The 20,987-nt window shown below is 40.6% G+C and carries 17 protein-coding genes; 8 read left to right on the forward strand and 9 right to left on the reverse strand.

All coding sequences use genetic code 11. The features are described 5' to 3' along the window. The 3 genes from dps to fabR form a co-directional block, all read right to left on the reverse strand. Nucleotides 1-498, reverse strand: a complete 498-nt coding sequence (gene dps, locus FPL17_RS00705; protein ID WP_005208263.1) for a DNA starvation/stationary phase protection protein Dps — start codon at nt 496-498, stop codon at nt 1-3. Between the two features lie 218 nt (nt 499-716). Next, nucleotides 717-1,733: an AI-2E family transporter gene (locus FPL17_RS00710; RefSeq protein ID WP_159882522.1), complete on the reverse strand. Its 1,017-nt coding sequence runs from the start codon at nt 1,731-1,733 to the stop codon at nt 717-719. Between the two features lie 92 nt (nt 1,734-1,825). After that, on the reverse strand, nt 1,826-2,521 hold the full coding sequence (gene fabR, locus FPL17_RS00715) for an HTH-type transcriptional repressor FabR (protein WP_005184060.1): 696 nt from the start codon (nt 2,519-2,521) through the stop codon (nt 1,826-1,828). A gap of 140 nt (nt 2,522-2,661) precedes the next feature. Between fabR and FPL17_RS00720 the strand changes: the two genes are divergently transcribed. Next, a complete protein-coding gene (locus FPL17_RS00720) occupies nt 2,662-3,729 on the forward strand; it encodes a ferredoxin reductase (protein WP_159882524.1) in 1,068 nt (355 codons plus the stop codon). Between the two features lie 14 nt (nt 3,730-3,743). Beyond that, complete coding sequence (locus FPL17_RS00725; RefSeq protein ID WP_159882526.1) at nt 3,744-4,838, forward strand: fatty acid desaturase family protein; 1,095 nt, start codon at nt 3,744-3,746, stop codon at nt 4,836-4,838. Between the two features lie 49 nt (nt 4,839-4,887). Here FPL17_RS00725 and FPL17_RS00730 read toward each other — a convergent pair whose 3' ends face one another. Further along, nucleotides 4,888-5,355, reverse strand: a complete 468-nt coding sequence (locus tag FPL17_RS00730; protein WP_159882528.1) for a hotdog fold domain-containing protein — start codon at nt 5,353-5,355, stop codon at nt 4,888-4,890. A gap of 111 nt (nt 5,356-5,466) precedes the next feature. Between FPL17_RS00730 and FPL17_RS00735 the strand changes: the two genes are divergently transcribed. Then, the gene (locus FPL17_RS00735; RefSeq protein ID WP_159882530.1) at nt 5,467-6,099 is read left to right on the forward strand and encodes a TetR/AcrR family transcriptional regulator; all 633 of its coding nucleotides are present in this window, start codon (nt 5,467-5,469) and stop codon (nt 6,097-6,099) included. 26 nt (nt 6,100-6,125) lie between these two features. Further along, nucleotides 6,126-6,587: a GFA family protein gene (locus tag FPL17_RS00740; protein WP_159882532.1), complete on the forward strand. Its 462-nt coding sequence runs from the start codon at nt 6,126-6,128 to the stop codon at nt 6,585-6,587. Nucleotides 6,588-6,619: 32 nt separating this feature from the next. On the opposite strand, the gene FPL17_RS00745 is transcribed toward FPL17_RS00740, so the two are convergent. From FPL17_RS00745 to FPL17_RS00755, 3 genes are all read right to left on the reverse strand, one after another. Next, nucleotides 6,620-8,776 (reverse strand): TonB-dependent receptor family protein, encoded by a 2,157-nt coding sequence (locus FPL17_RS00745; protein ID WP_159882534.1) that lies wholly within the window; start codon nt 8,774-8,776, stop codon nt 6,620-6,622. Between the two features lie 268 nt (nt 8,777-9,044). Continuing rightward, entirely contained in the window at nt 9,045-11,261 is a 2,217-nt protein-coding gene (locus FPL17_RS00750; RefSeq protein ID WP_159882536.1) for a TonB-dependent receptor family protein, read from the reverse strand. 183 nt (nt 11,262-11,444) lie between these two features. Continuing rightward, complete coding sequence (locus FPL17_RS00755; protein ID WP_159882538.1) at nt 11,445-12,146, reverse strand: SIMPL domain-containing protein; 702 nt, start codon at nt 12,144-12,146, stop codon at nt 11,445-11,447. Nucleotides 12,147-12,612: 466 nt separating this feature from the next. Here FPL17_RS00755 and FPL17_RS00760 point away from each other — a divergent pair, with 466 nt between their 5' ends. Beyond that, complete coding sequence (locus FPL17_RS00760) at nt 12,613-13,983, forward strand: diaminobutyrate--2-oxoglutarate transaminase (protein ID WP_005145147.1); 1,371 nt, start codon at nt 12,613-12,615, stop codon at nt 13,981-13,983. A 3-nt stretch (nt 13,984-13,986) separates the two neighbouring features. Continuing rightward, entirely contained in the window at nt 13,987-15,519 is a 1,533-nt protein-coding gene (locus FPL17_RS00765; protein WP_159882540.1) for a pyridoxal phosphate-dependent decarboxylase family protein, read from the forward strand. Between the two features lie 88 nt (nt 15,520-15,607). On the opposite strand, the gene FPL17_RS00770 is transcribed toward FPL17_RS00765, so the two are convergent. Further along, entirely contained in the window at nt 15,608-16,663 is a 1,056-nt protein-coding gene (locus FPL17_RS00770; protein ID WP_159882542.1) for an aromatic ring-hydroxylating oxygenase subunit alpha, read from the reverse strand. Nucleotides 16,664-17,103: 440 nt separating this feature from the next. On the opposite strand from FPL17_RS00770, the gene FPL17_RS00775 reads away from it, so the two are divergent. Further along, nucleotides 17,104-18,534 carry an aldehyde dehydrogenase family protein gene (locus FPL17_RS00775; protein ID WP_159882544.1) on the forward strand — a complete coding sequence of 477 codons (1,431 nt, stop codon included), beginning with the start codon at nt 17,104-17,106 and terminating at the stop codon, nt 18,532-18,534. Between the two features lie 72 nt (nt 18,535-18,606). On the opposite strand, the gene FPL17_RS00780 is transcribed toward FPL17_RS00775, so the two are convergent. Next, nucleotides 18,607-19,092, reverse strand: a complete 486-nt coding sequence (locus FPL17_RS00780) for an Lrp/AsnC family transcriptional regulator (RefSeq protein WP_159882546.1) — start codon at nt 19,090-19,092, stop codon at nt 18,607-18,609. A 135-nt stretch (nt 19,093-19,227) separates the two neighbouring features. Between FPL17_RS00780 and FPL17_RS00785 the strand changes: the two genes are divergently transcribed. Then, nucleotides 19,228-20,949 carry an alpha-keto acid decarboxylase family protein gene (locus FPL17_RS00785; RefSeq protein WP_159882548.1) on the forward strand — a complete coding sequence of 574 codons (1,722 nt, stop codon included), beginning with the start codon at nt 19,228-19,230 and terminating at the stop codon, nt 20,947-20,949. Nucleotides 20,950-20,987 lie beyond the last annotated feature (38 nt).

Below are 20,987 nucleotides of genomic sequence, written 5' to 3' on the forward strand. Positions count from 1 at the left end.
TTAGTTTTGATCGATATTGGCTTCCAAGAACCATAAATATTGATCTAGATCTTCGAGTGCCGCATGAATAATATCTTCAGAAATCGGATCTTGAATTTCTTCAATGGTGTCGCGTAGATGATTGGCAACCACGCCATAGCGATCTGCCAGTTCTTTTAAGTGATCTTGTACCGCATGAATGGCGACAGGATAGGGTTTCAGATGCGATGTTTCCGCAACAGTTTGCGTTGTACCTAACGCCGTTCCACCAATCTGTACGGCACGCTCTGCAACATTGTCTAAATGAGTGATTAGTGAGGTACGGAACATATCCAACATTTCATGCACCGCAATAAAATTGCTACCCCGCATGTTCCAATGTGCTTGCTTGGTCAATAATGAAAGATCAATCAAGTTGGCAAGGATCTGATTTAATATTTTTACTGTGGCCTCTTTGATCGAGTCATCTAAATTATTACGTGTATATACTTTTAAAGATTTTGCTGCTGAAGAACTCATAGTTACCTCATTCAATTATAATGTGATGAAACATAGTGAATAAAAACCATTCGATTCATCACTAGCTTATCTCTTGAATCAGCGTTTGAGTGTTTTCATTTTCTAGGCTTTTGTAAGTTTGCTTATCATCAATTTTCTTTTTGATAATACTCGTTTGAATTCAGATTAATTGATGATTTCATCTGTTAAACTACATATATAAGTGTTAAAAAAAATTGTTAAATCAATCCTGCATCTTTGCATTCTAATTTGATATATGCATAGAAGACTGGCGCAACAATGAGCCCACTTAAACCAAAAATTGACTCAAAAATGAGCATTGCCAATAATACTTCCCACGCACTGGCATTAATTTTTGTTCCAATAATTTTGGCATTTACGAAATATTCAAGCTTATGAATAATCACCAAATAGGCCAAGGCAATTGCTGCGACAGATAAAGAAATCGTTAAGCCAGCCATAATGATCAAGGTATTTGAAATCAGATTTCCAATAATCGGTAGTAGACCAAAAATAAAGGTCAGAATGGTCAGAGTCTTCGCAAAAGGTAAATGGATATTGAAGATCGGTAGCACGATAAAAACAAAGATCATGAACAGTGCAGTATTGATCAGGGAAATCTTGACCTGAGCAAACACGACATTTTTAAAAGAAACAGAGAGCTTTTGAATACGGTGTAAAATCGCGGCTTTAAAAACAGGTTGTGGCGCATGCTGTTTAAAATTCTGGATCGAAACCAAGATTCCGACAATCAGGCCAATCACCATGGTTGCCAGATTGTGCAGAATATCGGTGCCTGTGTTTTTCACAATCGAGATATTATTCTTGATAAAGGACAATATCTGATTTTTGATATCAGCCACACTATGTGGCAGATAGCCAGGCAAATAATGGCTCATCTCAGCCTGAAACTTGATCAATGTCTGGTCGATCTTGATATTGAAAGAATTGAGTCCTGTGCCTTTAAGATCATAAATCACAAAGCTAATCAGACTAGTAATAAAGAAACCGATTAAGAAGGTAGTTAAAACCCCAAGAATAATACTGATAAAAATACGTGCACGTTGACCATCAATATGTCTTTCGACAATCGAGCTTAAGCTGTTAATAATTTCAAAGATCAGGAAGCCTGCAAAAAAACTGGGCAGAAGATGCAGGGGAATGACCATCATTAAAAACAAAAACATCAGAATGAAACTGGCGATGATGCTTTGACGGTCACTGAGAAGATTCATGATCTATATGCCTAATTTAGATTGTCATTATAATAGCGGACAAAGATACAATTTTTGTTACATTCAGTTCTAGTTTAGGCCGATGCAAAACGTTAATCAATTTCCATTTCATTGATATGACGCGCACCTTCTAAAATCATGCGAATCATCACCATGGTTTGTTCTGCCACTTCAGTGCGCTGTTCAGCAGGCAAATCGAGCACTTTTGCGCCCATGTTGAACACCAATTGAGTGATGGCTTTAGCCGCAAGATCTGCATGACTGAGTTTACTGTTGTTCAAGCGCTCTAAGCGAATGAGGTCTTCTTGTAGCTCTTGTTGAAAGAAGTTTAGTTGACGGTCAACCGCTGCTTTATAGGAAGTAGAACCTGTATAACCTTCGCGTAATAACAAACTCAGGTTGCCTTCATCGGTATTCAATTGTTGAATAAATACTTCAACTGAACTACGGATAATGCTTTGCTGTTTTGAGGCTTGTAAGCGTGCTTCACGAATAATACGGCGCAGTACTAGACCAGATTGATCAATCAACGCAATTGCGAGTTCATCAATATCTTTAAAATGGCGATAAAAGCTATTCGGCGCAATGCCTGCTTCACGTGCAATTTCACGCAGGCTAAGTGAGGCGATACTTTTTTGCGGACCAATCAAGCTTAGCGTGGCTTGAAACAGCTCTTCTTTGGTAATCGTCGCTTTTCTACCTACTGAGCGTACAGGAGATTTCATAGGAATGACATCTTGTTCATTTATGTTGTCATGGCCGAGCGGTAAAAAAGAAGAATGAACCATTGTTTTCAATATATAAGTAAGCTACTCGGGATTATAGCGATTGTCTGTGGACTTGTGAAATGTAAATTCTTATACGAGTGTATATACAAATATATATACATATGTATAATAATTAGCAAACAACCAGAGTAAACCTGCTCATGCATGCAATTGAAAAGAGAAACTCTCTATTTAATTCGTTGGCTCACAGTGTGATGAACAGCCATGACGCCAATTTTTGGTTACAGAAAATCAATCCATTGTGGTCAATTAATCAGTCGCTTGCCAAAATCGTAAAAAAACAAATCGTGGCAAAAGATACGGTCAGCCTAATTTTGCAATGTAACCGACACGTCACGCGCGGGGTTGCAGGGCAGCACCATCCTGTTACTGTTGATATTGCAGGTCGTCACTATGAGCGTACCTATAGCTTGATGCAGGTAGATGCTGATCATCTTTGTTTAACGGTTAAAAAAGTGGATCAAGGCCTCGTGAGTTCTTGGTTGGTTGAGCAGAGCCAAACAGGCGACATTCTACGATTGGGGCAACCTTATGGTGAGATGCAGCAGTCTATTGCGACACCGCATTTGTTATTGTTAGCTGCTGGTAGTGGCATCACACCGATGCTGAGTTTGATTGAAGGCTTATGTCAGTCTAAACAATTGAATACAACCTCTGTCCAATTGATGTATTGGGTCAAAACCCATGCCGATGCAGCTTATGTAGAATATCTGAAAGAAGTCTCTGAAAATTTCCCTCATTTTAGTTATCAAATTTTTTATACCCAAGAGCAGGATCAGCGTTTAAATCAAAGTCATGTTGATCAATTGCTTGCTTTAGATCAAACCACGGTTTATGCCTGTGGACCATCAGGTTTTGCAGCATCAGCGGAAAGCCTGTTTAAAGATGCTGCTGCGTTGCAAACCGAAGCTTTTAGCTTAAGTCAGTTTGATACAGATGCCACAGAAACTGGTTTTATCAATGTCACTTTGACTCAATCAAATAAAACTGTTGCGATTCCAAAAGGACAATCGATTCTGGCCAGTCTTGAGCATCAAGGCATTAAACCAAATCATGGTTGTCGTATGGGTATTTGTAATAAATGTGCCTGTAATAAAGCACAAGGCGCGACCAAAAATTTATTGAATGGTGCTGCCAATAATGAGCCAACACAGTTATTAAAAATTTGTGTCAATTCAGCCCAGTCTGATCTTGTGATTGATCTATAAGAGAGTAATTGATTATGAACATGCCTGTTAAGATGGAATTTTTTAAAAATCCAAAAAATCGTGATTTAACTGCTGCAGAATTAGATGCTTTTGCTCGTGAACTCGATCAAATCAAACAAGACGTGTTAGATGATTTAGGCGAGAAAGATGCCAAATATATCCGCCGTGTCTATTCCACCATTCGTTATAGCAGTTTGGCTGGACGTGCTTGTTTATTTCTTGGTTGGTTCCCGCCAGCTTGGTTACTTGGTACAGGCTTACTCGGTTTCGCCAAAATCATGGAAAATATGGAGTTGGGCCACAATGTCATGCACGGTCAGTATGACTGGATGAATGATCCGAAGTTTAATGGTCAAACCTATGAATGGGATACGGTGGGGACTTCAGACAACTGGCGTCAAACTCATAACTATAAGCATCATACTTATACCAATGTAAAAGGTATGGATGATGACGTTGGTTATGGTGTATTCCGTTTGTTTCCTGAACAACGCTGGTCAAAGTTCACTTTAATTCAACCGATTTATATCGTGCCATTTAGCCTGTTGTTCCAATGGGGAGTAGCTGTTCAAAATCTTGAATTGGGTAAAGTGCTGTATAAGCGGAAAACCATGGCGCAATTCAAACGCGAATGGCAGCCTGCGCAAAAGAAAATCCTCAAGCAAATGTTTAAAGACTATGTGTTCTTTCCATTGATTGCGGGACCTGCGGCGATTCATGTATTTACAGGCAACTTGGTTGCAAATGGGATTCGTAATGTCTGGACATTCAGTATTATTTTCTGTGGTCACTTTACTAAAGATGTTGAGGTATTCCCGAAAGCCGTATTGCAAGATGAAAGCCGTGGCCATTGGTATATGCGCCAGATTCGCGGTTCATCAAACTTAACTGGTTCCGAAGCATTTCATATTTTGACAGGACATTTAAGCCACCAGATTGAGCATCATTTATTCCCAGACATTCCTGCACGTCGTTACCGTCAGGTTGCACCTAAAGTTCAGGCGGTTTGTGAAAAATATGGTTTGCATTATAACAATGCCAGCTTCGTGAAGCAGTTTGGTGAAGTGGTCGGACGTATTTTTAAATATGCGCTGCCATTTAAAAAATAATATCTAGCTTTAAAAAAAAGCCCTGAACATTTTTCAGGGCTTTTTTATCTTATTTCTTCTTTTTGGAAATCCACATGATAATGATGGCATGGAAAACTTTTTCATTGTGCTGATCAAGTACATCAACATGGACTAAGTATTCGCCAGCTTTTTCCCAATCGTAGTGAGGCTCAGCAGGCGTAGCAATTGCAATCAGATCAGTTTCAGCCTTCTTTAAATATTCAACCGTCATACCTTTAGGAATCCAGCGATGGCTTGAAGGAACCGTGACCTCGGTCATGGTACCGCCAGCAAGTTCTGCCATATTACACATCGCGATCGCATGCACCGTACCGATATGATTGAGTACAGTACGTTTTTTCTTAATGCTGATTTTGCAGGAATTGGGTTTTAGCTCCTCAAATAAGGGAGAAATACTACTGAAATAAGGTGCCTTTAAGCAGAGCATACGGGTAAATGTCCATTTCCCAGCAGGCAAGACAGATACTTTGTTCCATAGATCTAGAGTTGAGGCCATGACTAAACTTCCCATAACAGAATTAAATTCTTTTACAGAATATAATTCTGTTTACAAGTTGTGGTCAAGTCATACACAATAGTTCCGACGATTGGTGAATTTGATTAAACTATGCAAGCAGCCCAACAATTATTAGAACGTTTATATCCACAACGTAGGTCATTATTAAAACGACAAATTTTGCTGGATGCTTTGTCATGCTTTATTGAATATGGTCTGGAAACCACCAGTATTGAAATGATTCGGGAAAAATCTGACAGTAGTGTGGGGGCGATTTATCATCATTTTAAGAATAAAGATGGCGTCGTTGCAGCATTGGTGTTTGCTGCTTTAGATGATCAGGCTCGGCTACGAGATCAATATTTACAACAAGCAAAATCGCTTAAGGAACTGCTCTATGCGTTGATCTATAGCTATACGGATTGGGTTTCTGATCAACCTAAGTTTGCACAGTTTTTATTACTTGCCCATTTTAGTGTGCGGCAGGGCGAGTATGGACAACAATTAAATGATAAAAATAAACTCAGGAATCAAAAAATAGTTGGCTATATTTCCAATTATGCAGATGCCAGTTTATTAAAATCAGTGCCAGCAGAGTTAATGATGTCTTTGGTCATTGGTGCAACAGAAAGCTATTGTCGCGCTTGGTTGTCTGAAAAAGTAATGACCAATCCCAGAGCATATCGAGAAACTTTGGCACAAGCCGCTTGGGATTCATTACAACATTTAAGCAAACATCCATAACGCGAAAACGATCAGGATAACAATCGATGAAACCTAGCAGTGAGAATCAAAAATATACAGGGGCTTGTTTATGCGGAGCAGTGGTTTTTCAGCTAAATCTGAAAAAAATTAAAATGATGTATCGTTGCTATTGCAGCCTATGTCGTAAGCAGAGTGGGGCTGCTTCGAATGCTTCAACTTTTGTGCAGACAGAATCATTTCAGTGGCAGCAAGGCGAGTCGTTGATTCAAACTTATATCAAAGATACAGGCTTTAATAGTAGCTTCTGTAAACAATGTGGTTCACCTGTACCGAATACTTTAGGTATCAACCCAAAGGTGATGTGGATTCCTTTAGGATTGATTCAGGAAGATTTTAGTCCAGAGCTCGAGCTAAATTTTTGTGTGAACTCTAAAGTGAGTTGGGCCGAAACTCATCAAAAACTTAGTGAATTTGATGAGTTACCGAATATGATTGAATTGAAAAATTATTTTGAAATCAATCAATAAAAAGCCGAATGTGGACATTTGGCTTTAGGGTATTAGAAGTCAAACGAAGTCTGTAAATAATAAGTACGGGAAGGGCCAGCATAGATCCCGCCAACCTGGTCAGATGAACGAGTGTAATATTCTTGATTGAATAGGTTTTTTACCCCCAATCCTACTTTTAATCCCGACAATGAGGTATTGGCAAAGTCATAAGCAGCACGCATACCAACAATGCCATAGCCTGGGATATTACCATAACGTCCAGTAGCATCATCCTTACCAGCAGTAACTTGGCTAGACTGTGCATAGAGATTGGTATTGAACGTCCATTGATCATGTTTGTAATCAACGCCTGCATTAGCAATCCAGTTTGAATAAAAATCCAGTTCACTCCCAGAGTCTTGACCTGCCGATGCCGTTGCTTTGGTATATGTCGTATTGGCATATACAGATACATTGGCTAAAGTATCGTTGATGGCCCCCAAGTTGTATTTCAAACCCAGCTCTGCACCCTTATGTTTGGTTGCACCCAGGTTTGTATAAGTCTGAGCCGCATCATCACGCTTGAGCTGATCTGCGAAATCAATATAAAACAAGGTAAATTCAAGTGATAAATAATCATCTAAATAATGTGTTCCGATTTCATAGTTATCTGCCTTTTCAGGATTTAAACCATCCATCGTTAGATATGCACCATTAGAATTGGTATTGGCCATCTGGCTATATTGGAAAGGAGCAAATGATTTGCCATAGTTGGCAAAAATGTTCCATTGATCATTGGCCTTATACATAACGGCAAAGCTTGGAAGTACGGAATCATAAGTCTTGTTTGCATTGACGCCATTTAAAACCGAATAATCACGATTTAACTTATACATGTTTTCATTGATTTTAATTCGCTCAAATCGAAGTCCTGGTGTGAGCGACCAAGCACCTAGATCGGTACGGTTATCTATATAGAATGCATGAGCCTCGGTGTCACCATCGGCTTTAGTCCAACCATAAGAACCACGAGGACCAGTCTCACTGTTATAACTTGCACGATCAACCGATTCACGGCTGGTTTCTTTTAAATAGCGATAGCCGACAGAGACTTCATTGAGGGTATTGCCAAGTGGAAATGCATGTGAATAGCGAGGTTCAATTGCTGTGACTTTATAATCACGCGGCGCCGTTTGGTATACGCTAGAACCAAGACGTTCTACACCAGCATCACGATAACTATCGAGGTGATAAGTTAAAACTTCAAAAGCATTATTGTCTTTTTTATAATTATATTTCAGCGATATATCATTACGATTTCCTTCCATATAGTCATGGTTACGTAAAGACTGATATGGGTTTTGAGCATACTGAGCAGGTGTTAAGCCACCAGGCATGTCGACCTTGGCTTCGTAACGATGTAGGTTTGCTTCGATACTTGAATAATCATCTAAAGCGTAGCTGGCTTTCAAACGTAGATCATTGATATTGGAATAATCATTTTGATCACGATAGCCATCGCCGTTTACACCTGAATAAAGTAAAGCGAGCCCTAAACCATTGTCTAATGTGGTTCCGATAAACAGATTTGGGTTTACTTTCAAATTACCATTTTCAGCAATTTCTGTAGTCATGCCAATACTGGCTGCAAAACTATCTGGAATACGGCGCGTATTAAAGTTGATAATCCCACCGACGTTTTGTGGTCCAAAACGTACTGAACCTGCACCACGAACCACATCAATCGATTCCATATTGCCTAATGTGGTGGGCGCTAAAGAAAGCTGCGGCTGCCCATAAGGAGCAACAGCTAACGGTACACCATCAATCATCAATTGTGAGCGTGGTGAAAATCTTGAAGTTAAACCGCGAACACCAATACTGAGAGATGCATCACTGCCTGAAGTACCTGAATTTTCAGAGGCTTGCACACCAGGAACAGTACGTAATGCTTCTTTGACTGAGGTGATACCGCGAGCTTCTAAGGTTTGTTGATCAACCACGGTACGAGCACCAGGATGGTTGAGCACTTTTTTGGCATTGGCTTGTTCTAACCAATTACCCTCAGCTTGGATGGAAATCGTTGCAAGCGTTTGTGTTGTGCTTGTCGGGTTATCATCTGCAAATGTTGTCGTAGCAACACAACTGATCAATGTCGTGATGGCACAGCTTAGGGCAGAGGGCTTAAATTTGGAGAAATAAAGAGGAGCAGAAATCGAGCATGTCATAAGTGGATTGCCGAACGGAATGAGGTAGAGGAGTTATTTTGCGTTGCTATTCTAATTGATTATAATTCTCATTTGTAGTTATTGTTTAGCTAAACTAATTAAAGTTTCACATAATATATATAATTTTTTTTGTTAAGAATAAAAATAGATGTCCATCGATTAGAAGTATCATAGCCAAGTGGTGTATATAAATTGGATGAGTCTTTTTTATAAAAATAGAATGTAATAGATAGGAAAAAGCCGAACTTAAAAGCTCGGCTTGGTCTCTTTAGAAATCATACGAGGTTTGTAAGAAGAAGGTTCGTGGTTGTCCCACGTACTTGCCCCCTGAGGCATCCGATGAGCGCGTATAATATTGCGTATCAAACACGTTCTTTACGCCACCTGCAATTTTTAAGCCTTTGAGCTGATTACTAAAGTCATAACCTGTTCGTACCGCAAAGGTTGAATAGCCAGGAATGTCACCTGTGCGGCCATCTGCTGTTTCTTCGGTAATATAAACATCGCCTGAACCAGGTGCATGTTGTTTTGACTGAGCGAACATATCAGCATTGATTGACCAATGATCAATTTGATATGCCAGACCTAAATTACCTATATGACGTGAGTAGTAAGGTAAGTCTTTCCCTTCAAATTTTCCTGCTTCTGAGGTTGCTTTAGTAAAGGTGTAGTTGCCGTAGATTTTTAGCCCTTCTAAAGCATCGGCGAGTTGACCGAAATCATAACTGATACCAGTTTCAACGCCTTTATGGCTGGTTGCACCTAAATTTGTCCAAATCCCTGTACCGATAGCATCAGGACGTTCCAACATTAATTCTTTGTCGAAATCTAAATAAAAGACTGTTAACTCAGCATTCAATCCATTACCTAGATATTTAGTTCCGATCTCATAGTTTTTAGATTTTTCAGGGTGTAATCCATCAAGGGTGGTAAAGGCTGTATTGGTGGTCTTATTCACCATTTGGGTGGTGACTAACTGGTTATATTGTTGTGGGCCAAACGAAACACCTGCATTGGCAAAAATATTCCAGTTTTCGTTGGCTTTGTAGAGTACGGATAAGCTTGGAAGGAATTCTTCAGATTTGATTTTTGGATAAACCGTATTGGTGACAACACCATCTTGATAAGCAGTGAAATCATTGTGTGTATCAATAGACTCAAAACGCACGCCAGGCGTAATTACCCAATTCGCGAGTCCAAAACGGTTGTCGATATAGATGGCATGGGCTTTGGTGCCACCATCACTGGTTGTATTCGGAAGGCGATCACCCGGTACGCCAGTCAAGGTGTTATATGGGAGCGTACGTCCTGAAAATTCAGAACTTTCTTCCTGTAAATAACGATAGCCAACAGTGACTTCGTTATCCATTCCCGCCCAATTATATGCACGTGAATAGCGTGGTTCGATGCCAAAATACTTATAATCACGAGGAGAGTTACTAATACGGCTGGTACCTGTATTGGTAATGGATTCTAAGTCACTGGTACGGAAAGAGTCGACGTAATAGCCCAATACTTCAAAATTATTCAGTTCATCTTTATGACTATATTTCACTGAAACATCAGAACGACGGCCTGCGAAATAGTTACGGCTTTGATTGGATTGATAGGGATTGTCTGCAAATTGTGCTGCAGTCAAACCTTCTGGCATTTCTCCACGACCTTCATAATGATGCAGGTTGACTGCAATGGCATCTTGATCAGTCCATTGGTAGGCGGTTTTTAGCATGACATCATCGATATCAATTTTATTATTGGCTTCACGATAGCCATCACCTTTGCTACCTGAATAAAGCAGGGCCATTCCTAAGCCATTGTCGAGTGTGCCACCAATAAACACATTCGGTGTGTACTTCAGTTGATCTGTCCCTGTTGCAAACTCAGTAGTTAAAGCAACTGAGCCTGAAAACTCTTTTGGAATTGCACGAGTAGTAAAGTTAATGATGCCACCAACGTTTTGTGGCCCAAAACGAACAGAACCTGCACCACGCACCACATCGACCGACTCAATATTACCCATAGAAACTGGGGCCAAAGATAATTGTGGCTGGCCATAAGGAGCAAATGAGAGAGGTACACCATCCATAAGTACGGTAGAACGTGGTGATAAGCGTGAGGTAAGACCTCGTACGCCAATATTTAAAGAAACATCACTGCCACCCGTACCGTTGCTGTCTTGGACTTGCACCCCAGGAATTTGTTTTAAAGCATCACGAATAGAAGTGGTGGCAATTTCATCCAAACGCTTGCGATCGATAATGCTTCGTGCACCTGCATGTTGTTGTACTTTTTCCGCATTGGCATTTTCTAGCCAATTACCCTGAGCCTGAATTGAAATCGTCGCAAGCGTTTGCGTTTCAGTGGGTTGTGCTTCATCGGCAAAAGCAGTATGTGATATGCCACTCAATGAAATGGCAATCGCTAGACTCAGAGAGGAGGGCTGGAATTTGATCAATGATGTAGCTGTATAGGATGCAATTTTCATATCAGTGGCAAATGCTGTAAATTTTCCGAATATTAATCAGTTATTGCACCGAATGAAATAAGAACGATTATCACTTATAACTATGGAAGGAGTTAAGTTGATTGTTTTTTTGCTAAAGATATTTTTGGCTATTTCAAACAACAAAAAACCGTGCTTAAGCACGGCTTTTTGTTGTCAGATTTATTATTTAAACTGGATTGAACCATTGGCACTAACCGTGATTTTTGATTCGCCCGCTGCCATATCTTGTGCAGGTGCTGCTTCAGCCATGGCAAATTTCGCCATACCACCACGCATCATTGGTTGTGGAAAGTAGTTGCTGGTATTTAGATTTAAGCTAACTAAATTGTATTGGGCTTTACTCCAAGCTTGAGTAATCGCTTGCGCACGTTGCTGGAAATTTTTAGAAGCTTCAATCATCAGCTCATTTTCGACTTTTTTACGTTGCTCATCCGACACGGTAAAGTTAATCGATTGCGTCTGGAAGCTTTGCTGTAACTCACTAATTAACTGACTCGCTGCTTTAAAGTCTTTACTTTCAAGTTGGATTTCAGCTCGAGCGCGCCATTCTTTTAGTTTATTACTGTCATTGTCATACACAGGGTAGGTACTTTGTGCGCCTGTTTCGACTTTCACTTGTGAATATTTACGTGAAATTGCTTGCGCCTGATTCATCAATTGATTGATCTGATTTGAAAGCTCAGCAGGTTGTTTGTTGCTTTTTTCGATATAAAGAACGGCACGCATTTCATCATTTGCGACTTGGCGTGAAGCATCCGCTTGGATATTGACGATATTGTAGTTCAAGTTTTCTGTCTCGTGAGCAAAAAGGGTTGGGCTGAGTGCTGCCCCGATCATCATTGTTGCAAGTGCTAAAGTACGCATAAAAATTTCCTTAGAATTTGGTATCGAAAATTTATTTTTTACAAGATTGATATTAAAAAGAACTCATGGTAAACTTCTGCATATTTTGTGGTGACTTTGTAAGAGATTAGCAGTGTTTTGCAACAGAAAAATAAAACAAAAAATATTAAAAATGAATGGATTATGTGGATTGTTTTGACCATTTATCTAAAAACAGAAGCCTGATTAAAAAAAGCTTACTTTCTTTAGCTTGTCACATAGTATGATGATAATTCATCATACTTATTGGAGCGAAACATTTTTTCAATAAGATTAGATGAATGTAAGGCATAAAAAGTGTTTATTTTATTTCAAAATTAGGTATCATCTCGCTCCTAGTTGAAAGATATAAAATTTGTGTCTCACTAGATTCTAAAAAGCACCGAGTCAAACGACCGCAAGTCACCAGACTTATTTCTTTTACCCATATCAGAGATGGTAATTCGATATGAGCGTTACTTCTGTAAACCCTGCCACTAATTCTACTAACGAATACTACCTGACTCGCCAAAGTCAGATGGAATCCAATGTTCGTAGCTATCCACGTAAATTACCATTAGCGATAGCCAAGGCATTAGGTTGCTGGGTTACTGATGTTGAAGGTACTGAGTACCTCGACTGTCTAGCTGGGGCGGGAACATTGGCTTTAGGTCATAACCATCCTGCGGTAATTCAAAGTATTCAAGATACGCTTGCAAGCGGTCTCCCATTGCATACTTTAGATTTAACAACGCCTTTAAAAGATGCATTTACTGAAGCATTACTTGAGCAATTACCAGGTGGTAAGGAAGAGTATTGTCTACAGTTCTGTGGTCCATCTGGTGCAGATGGTACAGAGGCAGCAATTAAATTAGCAAAAACCTACACAGGTCGTAGCACAGTGATTAGTTTCTCTGGCGGCTACCACGGCATGACGCACGGCGCACTTGCAATGACAGGTAACCTGTCTGCGAAGAATGCGGTGAATGGCTTAATGCCTGGCGTACAGTTTATGCCATACCCGCATGAATATCGTTGCCCACTTGGTTTAGGTGGTGAAGCGGGTGTTGATGCTTTAACTTACTTCTTTGAAAACTTCATTGAAGATGTTGAAAGTGGTGTGACTAAACCTGCTGCTGTGATTCTTGAAGCAATTCAAGGTGAAGGTGGTGTAGTTACTGCACCTGTAAAATGGTTGCAAAAAATCCGTGAAGTGACTGAAAAGCACAACATCGTTTTAATTTTGGACGAAGTTCAAGCTGGTTTTGCACGTTCAGGTAAAATGTTTGCCTTTGAACATGCAGGTATCGAGCCTGATGTTGTAGTGATGTCAAAAGCGGTAGGTGGTAGCTTACCACTTGCAGTATTGGGTATTAAACGTAAGTTTGACGCTTGGCAGCCTGCGGGTCACACGGGTACTTTCCGTGGTAACCAACTTGCAATGGGTACAGGTTTAGCATCACTTCAAGTGATCAAAGAACAAAACCTTGCTCAAAATGCGCAAGAGCGTGGTGATTTCTTACAAGCTGAGTTCAAGAAACTTGCTCAAGAATTCCCATGTATCGGTAACGTACGTGGTCGTGGTTTGATGATCGGTGTTGAGATCGTTGACGAGCGTAAACCTGCGGACCATATGGGTTCATTACCAGCTGATGCTCAATTGGCTGCTGCAATCCAGACTGCTTGTTTCAACAATAAATTATTGCTTGAAAAAGGTGGTCGTAACGGTACAGTCATCCGTTTACTTTGCCCATTAATTATCAATCACGAAGAATGCGTAGAAGCGGTTGCTCGTTTCAAGAAAGCTGTTGCTGAAGCATTAAAAGCAGTACGAGGCTAATTCATGGTTGATTTTGCAGAACATCGTAAAGCGTTACTCTGCAATGATGCTCAATCTATTGCTGACTATGAGTCAGCAATGGGCGAGGCGGTACAAGCCGTTTCAGCATGGTTGCAAAACGATAAAATGTATACTGGTGGCAGCATTAAAGATTTGCGTGCAGCAATCTCTTTTGCACCTTCAAAAGAAGGTCTAGGTGTACAACAATCTTTACAACGCATGATTGAGCTTTTCCTCAATAAAAGCTTAAAAGTACATCATCCACACTCACTTGCACACTTACACTGCCCAACCATGGTGATGAGCCAGATTGCGGAAGTGTTGATTAATGCAACTAACCAATCAATGGACTCATGGGATCAAAGCCCAGCGGGTTCGTTAATGGAAGTTCAGTTGATTGATTGGCTTCGCCAAAAAGTGGGCTATGGTGCTGGTCAAGCAGGTGTGTTCACTTCTGGTGGTACACAGTCAAACTTGATGGGTGTATTGCTTGCGCGTGACTGGTGCATCTCGAAAAATTGGAAAGACGAAAATGGTAAGCCATGGTCTGTTCAGCGCGATGGTATTCCAGCAGAAGCAATGAAAAACGTCAAAGTCATCTGTTCTGAAAATGCACATTTCTCTGTGCAAAAGAACATGGCAATGATGGGTATGGGCTTCCAGTCTGTTGTCACTGTTCCTGTGAATGAAAATGCACAGATGGATGTCGATGCACTGGAAAAAACCATGGCGCATCTTCAGTCTGAAGGCAAAATCGTAGCCTGTGTTGTTGCAACAGCGGGTACGACAGATGCTGGAGCGATTGATCCACTCAAGAAAATCCGTGAAATTACCACGAAATATGGTTCATGGATGCACATTGATGCAGCTTGGGGCGGTGCACTGATTCTTTCAAATGACCATCGTGCAATGCTAGATGGTATTGAATTATCAGACTCAATCACGCTGGATTTCCATAAACATTATTTCCAAAGCATTAGCTGTGGTGCTTTCTTGTTGAAAGACGAAGCAAACTATCGCTTTATGCATTATGAAGCAGAATATTTGAACTCTGCTTATGATGAAGAACATGGTGTACCTAACCTTGTATCTAAATCATTACAAACGACACGTCGTTTTGATGCATTGAAATTGTGGATGACGGTTGAAGCATTAGGCGAAGAGCTTTATGGTTCAATGATCGATCATGGTGTGAAATTAACACGTGAAGTTGCTGATTATATTAAAGCAACAGCGGGTCTTGAGTTACTGATCGAACCACAATTTGCTTCAGTCTTATTCCGTGTTGCACCTGAAGGTTATCCTGCTGAATTTATCGATAGCTTGAACCAAAACGTGGCAGATGAATTGTTTGCTCGTGGTGAAGCGAATATTGGTGTAACCAAAGTGGGTAATGTTCAATCATTGAAGATGACCACTTTAAGCCCAGTTGCAACGCTTGAAAACGTTCAAAACTTGCTTGCACTTGTGTTGGCAGAAGCTGATCGTATTAAAGATGCAATTGCTGCAGGAACTTATGTTCCAGCGATTGATTAATTTCAATCTGGCACATACATCAAGATAAAAAAGAGGTCTGAAATAGACCTCTTTTTTATTGCCTCTTAGAACTGAATGTTTGAGTCAGCTAGGCTGCAAAAATAGGATTGAATCCCATTTTTCTTAAAAGACGACGATACATACTTGAACTACGGTCTGCTGGAAAATGCGCTTCCATCGATAAATCCAGTGGTAAGTATTCAGGTTTCTGTGTTTCGACAATCAGTCGATCCTCTTCAAAAATTTGCAAATTGAATGCATAGGCATCTTCAACGGGTAAATCTTTATCATAATTACGGCAGATTGGTGTAAACAGGCGAGTTTGTCGCGCGCTTACGGGAGAAGCGGCATTCATAATGACCTGTTTGCTTTGATTGGGGAAATGGATGGTGAGCGTTGCAGTAAAAGGCAGGCTGATTTCAAAATGTCTGAGCCAGTTGAAATTGTCTTGCCCGCGTTGCTCTGTCCCAATCGGGTAGCGTCCAACACTGCTGATATAATCGGCATCAAAGCCATAACTGGTTTCTGTGGTTATATAGTCTGGTACTTCAACATCATCAGGATCACCAAAGGTATCAGGATGTACCCAAGCAAAATGGGCGACATCAATAAATCCTTCCAGTTGCCGACCTGCAAAACAATTCAAATCTACAAATGGGCATACCAGTTGTTGGTAGTCTGAATCATCCCAATATGGCATATCTGGAATAACAGGTTTATCATCAGGCCGAGCTGCCAAGCAACACCAGATCAGCCCATATTTTTCAGTGGCAGCATAGGTTTTCAAATGAAAGCGATCAGATATTTTATGCTGTGGATGCGCTGGAATACGGTTGCATTTTCCCTCATGTCCAAAGCGTAATCCATGATAGCGACAGACAATGCCTTGTCCATCATGACGGCCTAAGCTAAGAGGAACCCCACGATGTGGGCAAACATCTTTTGCAACAATCAGCTCATCTCCCATTTTGTAGATGACCAATGGCATATCTAACAACATGGTCGCAGTGGGTTGTTCGCTAATGTCACGGGCGAGCGCAATCGGATACCAGTGCTGAGCAAGCAATTGCCAATCATGCTCTGAAAATGTCATGTGTACGGGTAAATCCGTATGCTTAAACGTTGTAATCACTTTACTGTTCATATTGTTGGCTTCTAAGTCATTTGTAATGAATATAGCGAAGCCAGCTGTTCTAATAAATTTCAATAAACTGAATGAAGTGTTGCAGCTTTTAGAACATTGGATTCGAACTGAAATTCTGAAGCTATCGTTGAGAATAATAAGATGAGATTGCCGAAGTGCGTGGTGTATTTGGCTTGGTGTGCATATGGATCATGTCTAGAGCCTATAGGATGGTTTTTTATAATGACAAGGTAGAAAATTGTCGCTGTTCTGCACAAATTGTGCATTTTTAATCTAAATCAGAAATAATTATGCATAAACTGTGATGCGCAAATTCCATATTGTAGTAATAGATGCTCAATATTTTGATGGATAGATGTCATCAATTTTGCACTTGGGATCTACAACGTAGGTCAGATAAGGCAAAAAATCATGATTACAATGAATAGAAGGAACAAGGCATGCAACACTTGAATATGCAAAACCAATTTAAACTCATTATTAACGGTCAATCTTGTCTTGGTGAAGCAGGCGAACTTGAGATTATCAATCCTGCAACAGCTGCCATTGCAGCAAAGTGTGCGCAGGCTTCGATTGCACAGGTCAATCAAGCAATTGAGGCAGCAAAGCAAGCTTTCAGAAGCTGGCAACGTAGTTCTCATGAAGAGCGCAAAAGTATACTCAACAAAATTGCGGATGGGATTGAACAGCATGCCGAAACCTTGGCTGAATTGATTGTTTTAGAGCAAGGTAAACCACTGGCGTTGGCACAAATGGAAGTGCAGGGTGCGATTGGCTGGACACGTTATACCGCAAGCTTGGAAATGCCTGTTGATATCGTTGAAGATAGTGAACAAAAACGGATTGAACGTCATTACCAACCCTTAGGTGTGGTGGCTTCGATCACACCATGGAACTGGCCGCTGATGATTGCCGTTTGGCATATCATGCCTGCATTACGTGCAGGCAATGTGGTGATCAACAAGCCTTCTGAATTCACCCCTTTAGCGACTTTAAAACTCTGTGAAATCATTCAGCAAGAAGTCCCAGCGGGTGTCATTTCGATTGTTGCCGGTAATGGTGAAATTGGTGAGGCTTTATCGACTCACCCTGATATCGCCAAGGTGGTTTTTACAGGCTCGACTAAAACTGGTCAGCACATTATGTCTGGTGCGGTAAAAACCTTAAAACATCTGACCCTAGAGCTGGGTGGCAATGATGCAGGGATTGTTTTACCTGATGCCGATCTTGATCAGATTGCCAAACGAATTTTTAATGTGGCATTTTTAAATGCTGGGCAGACCTGCGCTGCTTTAAAACGTTTATATGTGCATGAAAGCCAATATGATGCTTTAGCACAAAAACTGGCTGATATTGCCAATGCCCAAAATGTTGGAGATGGTATGGCTACAGAGACCACTTTTGGTCCTGTGCAAAATCAGCTGCAATATCAAAAAGTAAAAGCCTTAATTTCCGATGCGCTTGCACAAGGTGCCAAGGCGTTGTCAGGTGATCAGATTATACCTGAGCAAGGCTATTTTATTGCACCAACGATTTTAACTGGACTGGATGAAAGCTGCCGAGTGGTACAAGAGGAGCAGTTTGGTCCAGTGTTACCAATTCTAAAATATCGTGATATTGATGATGCAATTGCACGTGCCAATGCCAGTGAGTTTGGATTAGGTGGTTCAATCTGGTCGAGTGATTTGAAAGCAGCGCAGTTATACGCTTCGCAACTACAATGTGGTACGGCATGGGTCAATACCCATGCAGAAATTGTCCCACATGCGCCGTTTGGTGGTTGGAAAATGTCAGGCGTTGGTGCTGAGTTTGGTATGGAAGGTTTGCTAGAGAATACCGTTGGACAAACTGTGCATATCAACAAACTGTAGATATTGATGATTTTAAGGCGGATTTGATATCCGCCTTTTTCTTTTTATGCACGATGCTGCTTAAAACTGGGTTTAAGTGGCAGGGTGGTAGCTGTGGTTTTTGGCTTTGCTTAAGAAATGATTCTGTTCTTTTATTTTTTTTAACACAATGTAAGATTTGATATGCCCAATAAATCCATAAGAAAGCAGCCGTTCCGTCACGAATTGGGAAAGCTGTTCCAAATTTTCTGCGACGACTTTTAAGATAAAATCTGCATCACCACTGATTGAAAAAGCATCTTGAATATTGTCTTCAGCTTCAATCAAATCCTGAAAGGCTTGCTGTGACTTGGCTTCATGGATACGCAGGTTAATGTGGATCATTGCTGTTACCTCTAAGCCCAAAGCCTGTTGGTGGATGCGAGCCGCATAACCCAAGATCACACCTTTTTGCTCAAGTAACTGCCGTCTTCTTGAACATTGTGAGGCCGATAAACCGATTAAATCTCCTACTTCTTGATTGGTGAGCCGTCCATTCTTTTGTAATGCCTGAATGATTTGCCAGTCGAACTTATCCATTGCATAAAATCCTTTTATGATACACAAATATTGTATTTTTATTAAAATCCGTTTTTATTATGCACGAAATTTAACAGGTAGATGAAATATTATTTTTCTATGGAATAAAAAATTGACTTGAAAGGATGTAGAGCAATGTTCATAGAAATCGGTGACTTTTTAAATCTTCGTCTGAAGCAAATGGGTATCCAGCATTTGTTTGGTGTACCTGGTGACTTTAACCTTTCTTATCTAGAGCAAGTAGAAGCAGATGCACAGCTCGAATTTATCGGTAATTGTAATGAATTAAATGCAGCATATGCGGCAGATGGTTATGCACGCATTAACGGTTTTGGTGCCTTAACCACCACTTATGGTGTCGGTGATTTAAGTGCAATTAATGGCATTGCAGGCGCTTATGCTGAGAATGTACCAGTCGTGCATATTTCAGGGATTCCACCTTTGCATGTCGTTCAAAAGGGAACACTAGTACATCATACACTGGTGGATGGTAACTACGACAACATCATGAACTGTATGAAAGAATTCACAGTCGCTCAAACACGCTTGACCCCAGCCAATGCTATCTTTGAAATTGATCGTGTGTTACGCCAATGTTTTCTTGAACGCCGTCCAGTCCATATTCAACTACCGTCAGATATTACTCATGTTAAAGTTGAGGTGACAGATCGTCCATTGGATTTATCCTATCCAGCAGTTGAGCCAGAGCTGTTACAAAGTGCTGTAGCGAAATTGTGTGACATCCTTGCACATGCCAAATGCCCAGCACTTTTAATTGATAATGAAGCATCGGTTTTTGGCGTGACTTCGCTACTCAATGATTTATCACAAAAATGTTCGATTCCTTTTGCCAGCATGCTCACCGCGAAAAATATTATGGATGAAGGTTCACCACGTTATGTGGGAACTTATGTCGGTGGAGCAAGCCAGCCGCATGTCCGCAGTACTATTGAGCAATCGGACTGTTTGATTGGTATCGGTGTGCGTTTTACCGATGTTGGGACAGGCGTGTTTACCCATCAGATTGCCACTGAAAACTATATTGAAATTAAGCCTTATGCATTAACGATTTTTGGACAGGATTTTCCAGGCATTGAAATTGGGCAATTGTTGGTGGAGCTGAATAAGAAGGTTGCACCACGTAAGTTAAGCAAGCCAATGTTGGAAAAACAGCCTTCAACAATTGTAGAAGTTCCTGAACAGCAAGCATTGAGTCAGGACGTTTTATGGAATGCAATTTCAGGTTTTCTAAAAGAAGATGATGTGATTATTGGTGAAGTTGGAACATCTAACTCTGCTTTGGCGGGTTTAAAGCTACCTGCAACCGCTAAATATATTGCACAACCACTGTGGGGCTCTATCGGTTATACCTTGCCAGCATTACTCGGTAGTTTGTTGGCTGCACCTGAGCGTCGCCAAATCCTGTTTATTGGTGATGGTTCATTTCAGCTCACCGTACAGGAACTTTCAACCATTATCCGTCATGACCTCAAGCCGATTATTTTCTTATTGAATAATGGTGGCTATACCATTGAACGTTTGATCATGGGAGAGAATGCAGCCTATAACGATGTGCAAAATTGGAAATATGCCGAAATTCCAAATGTCTTTAATGGCACGAAAGCCTATAAAAGTTGTGTGGTAGAAACCGCAGGTCAACTTAAACAAACATTGGATAGTATCGACCAGTTCGATGGTCTGACCTTTATCGAATTAAAACTACCAGCCATGGATGCACCTCTCAGTCTGAAGAAATTTGCTTCGGTGATTGCACGCTTTGATTATGGCGATCGAGGCTATGAAATCTTGAAACAACGTTCCCAAAAATTACCATGTAAAAAAGCAATTTCCTTCTGATTAGAAGGGAGTTGGAAAATCTTCAAATTTATAAATTG

It is taken from the genome of Acinetobacter dispersus, assembly GCF_009884975.1.
Lineage (GTDB): Bacteria > Pseudomonadota > Gammaproteobacteria > Pseudomonadales > Moraxellaceae > Acinetobacter > Acinetobacter dispersus.

Coding starts and splice junctions, on each gene's coding strand:
- dps (WP_005208263.1), bottom strand. CDS start 498: ATGAGTTCTTCAGCAGCAAAATCTTTAAAAGTATATACACGTAATAAT.
- FPL17_RS00710 (WP_159882522.1), bottom strand. CDS start 1,733: ATGAATCTTCTCAGTGACCGTCAAAGCATCATCGCCAGTTTCATTCTG.
- fabR (WP_005184060.1), bottom strand. CDS start 2,521: ATGGTTCATTCTTCTTTTTTACCGCTCGGCCATGACAACATAAATGAA.
- FPL17_RS00720 (WP_159882524.1), top strand. CDS start 2,662: ATGCATGCAATTGAAAAGAGAAACTCTCTATTTAATTCGTTGGCTCAC.
- FPL17_RS00725 (WP_159882526.1), top strand. CDS start 3,744: ATGAACATGCCTGTTAAGATGGAATTTTTTAAAAATCCAAAAAATCGT.
- FPL17_RS00730 (WP_159882528.1), bottom strand. CDS start 5,355: ATGGCCTCAACTCTAGATCTATGGAACAAAGTATCTGTCTTGCCTGCT.
- FPL17_RS00735 (WP_159882530.1), top strand. CDS start 5,467: ATGCAAGCAGCCCAACAATTATTAGAACGTTTATATCCACAACGTAGG.
- FPL17_RS00740 (WP_159882532.1), top strand. CDS start 6,126: ATGAAACCTAGCAGTGAGAATCAAAAATATACAGGGGCTTGTTTATGC.
- FPL17_RS00745 (WP_159882534.1), bottom strand. CDS start 8,776: ATGACATGCTCGATTTCTGCTCCTCTTTATTTCTCCAAATTTAAGCCC.
- FPL17_RS00750 (WP_159882536.1), bottom strand. CDS start 11,261: ATGAAAATTGCATCCTATACAGCTACATCATTGATCAAATTCCAGCCC.
- FPL17_RS00755 (WP_159882538.1), bottom strand. CDS start 12,146: ATGCGTACTTTAGCACTTGCAACAATGATGATCGGGGCAGCACTCAGC.
- FPL17_RS00760 (WP_005145147.1), top strand. CDS start 12,613: ATGAGCGTTACTTCTGTAAACCCTGCCACTAATTCTACTAACGAATAC.
- FPL17_RS00765 (WP_159882540.1), top strand. CDS start 13,987: ATGGTTGATTTTGCAGAACATCGTAAAGCGTTACTCTGCAATGATGCT.
- FPL17_RS00770 (WP_159882542.1), bottom strand. CDS start 16,663: ATGAACAGTAAAGTGATTACAACGTTTAAGCATACGGATTTACCCGTA.
- FPL17_RS00775 (WP_159882544.1), top strand. CDS start 17,104: ATGCAACACTTGAATATGCAAAACCAATTTAAACTCATTATTAACGGT.
- FPL17_RS00780 (WP_159882546.1), bottom strand. CDS start 19,092: ATGGATAAGTTCGACTGGCAAATCATTCAGGCATTACAAAAGAATGGA.
- FPL17_RS00785 (WP_159882548.1), top strand. CDS start 19,228: ATGTTCATAGAAATCGGTGACTTTTTAAATCTTCGTCTGAAGCAAATG.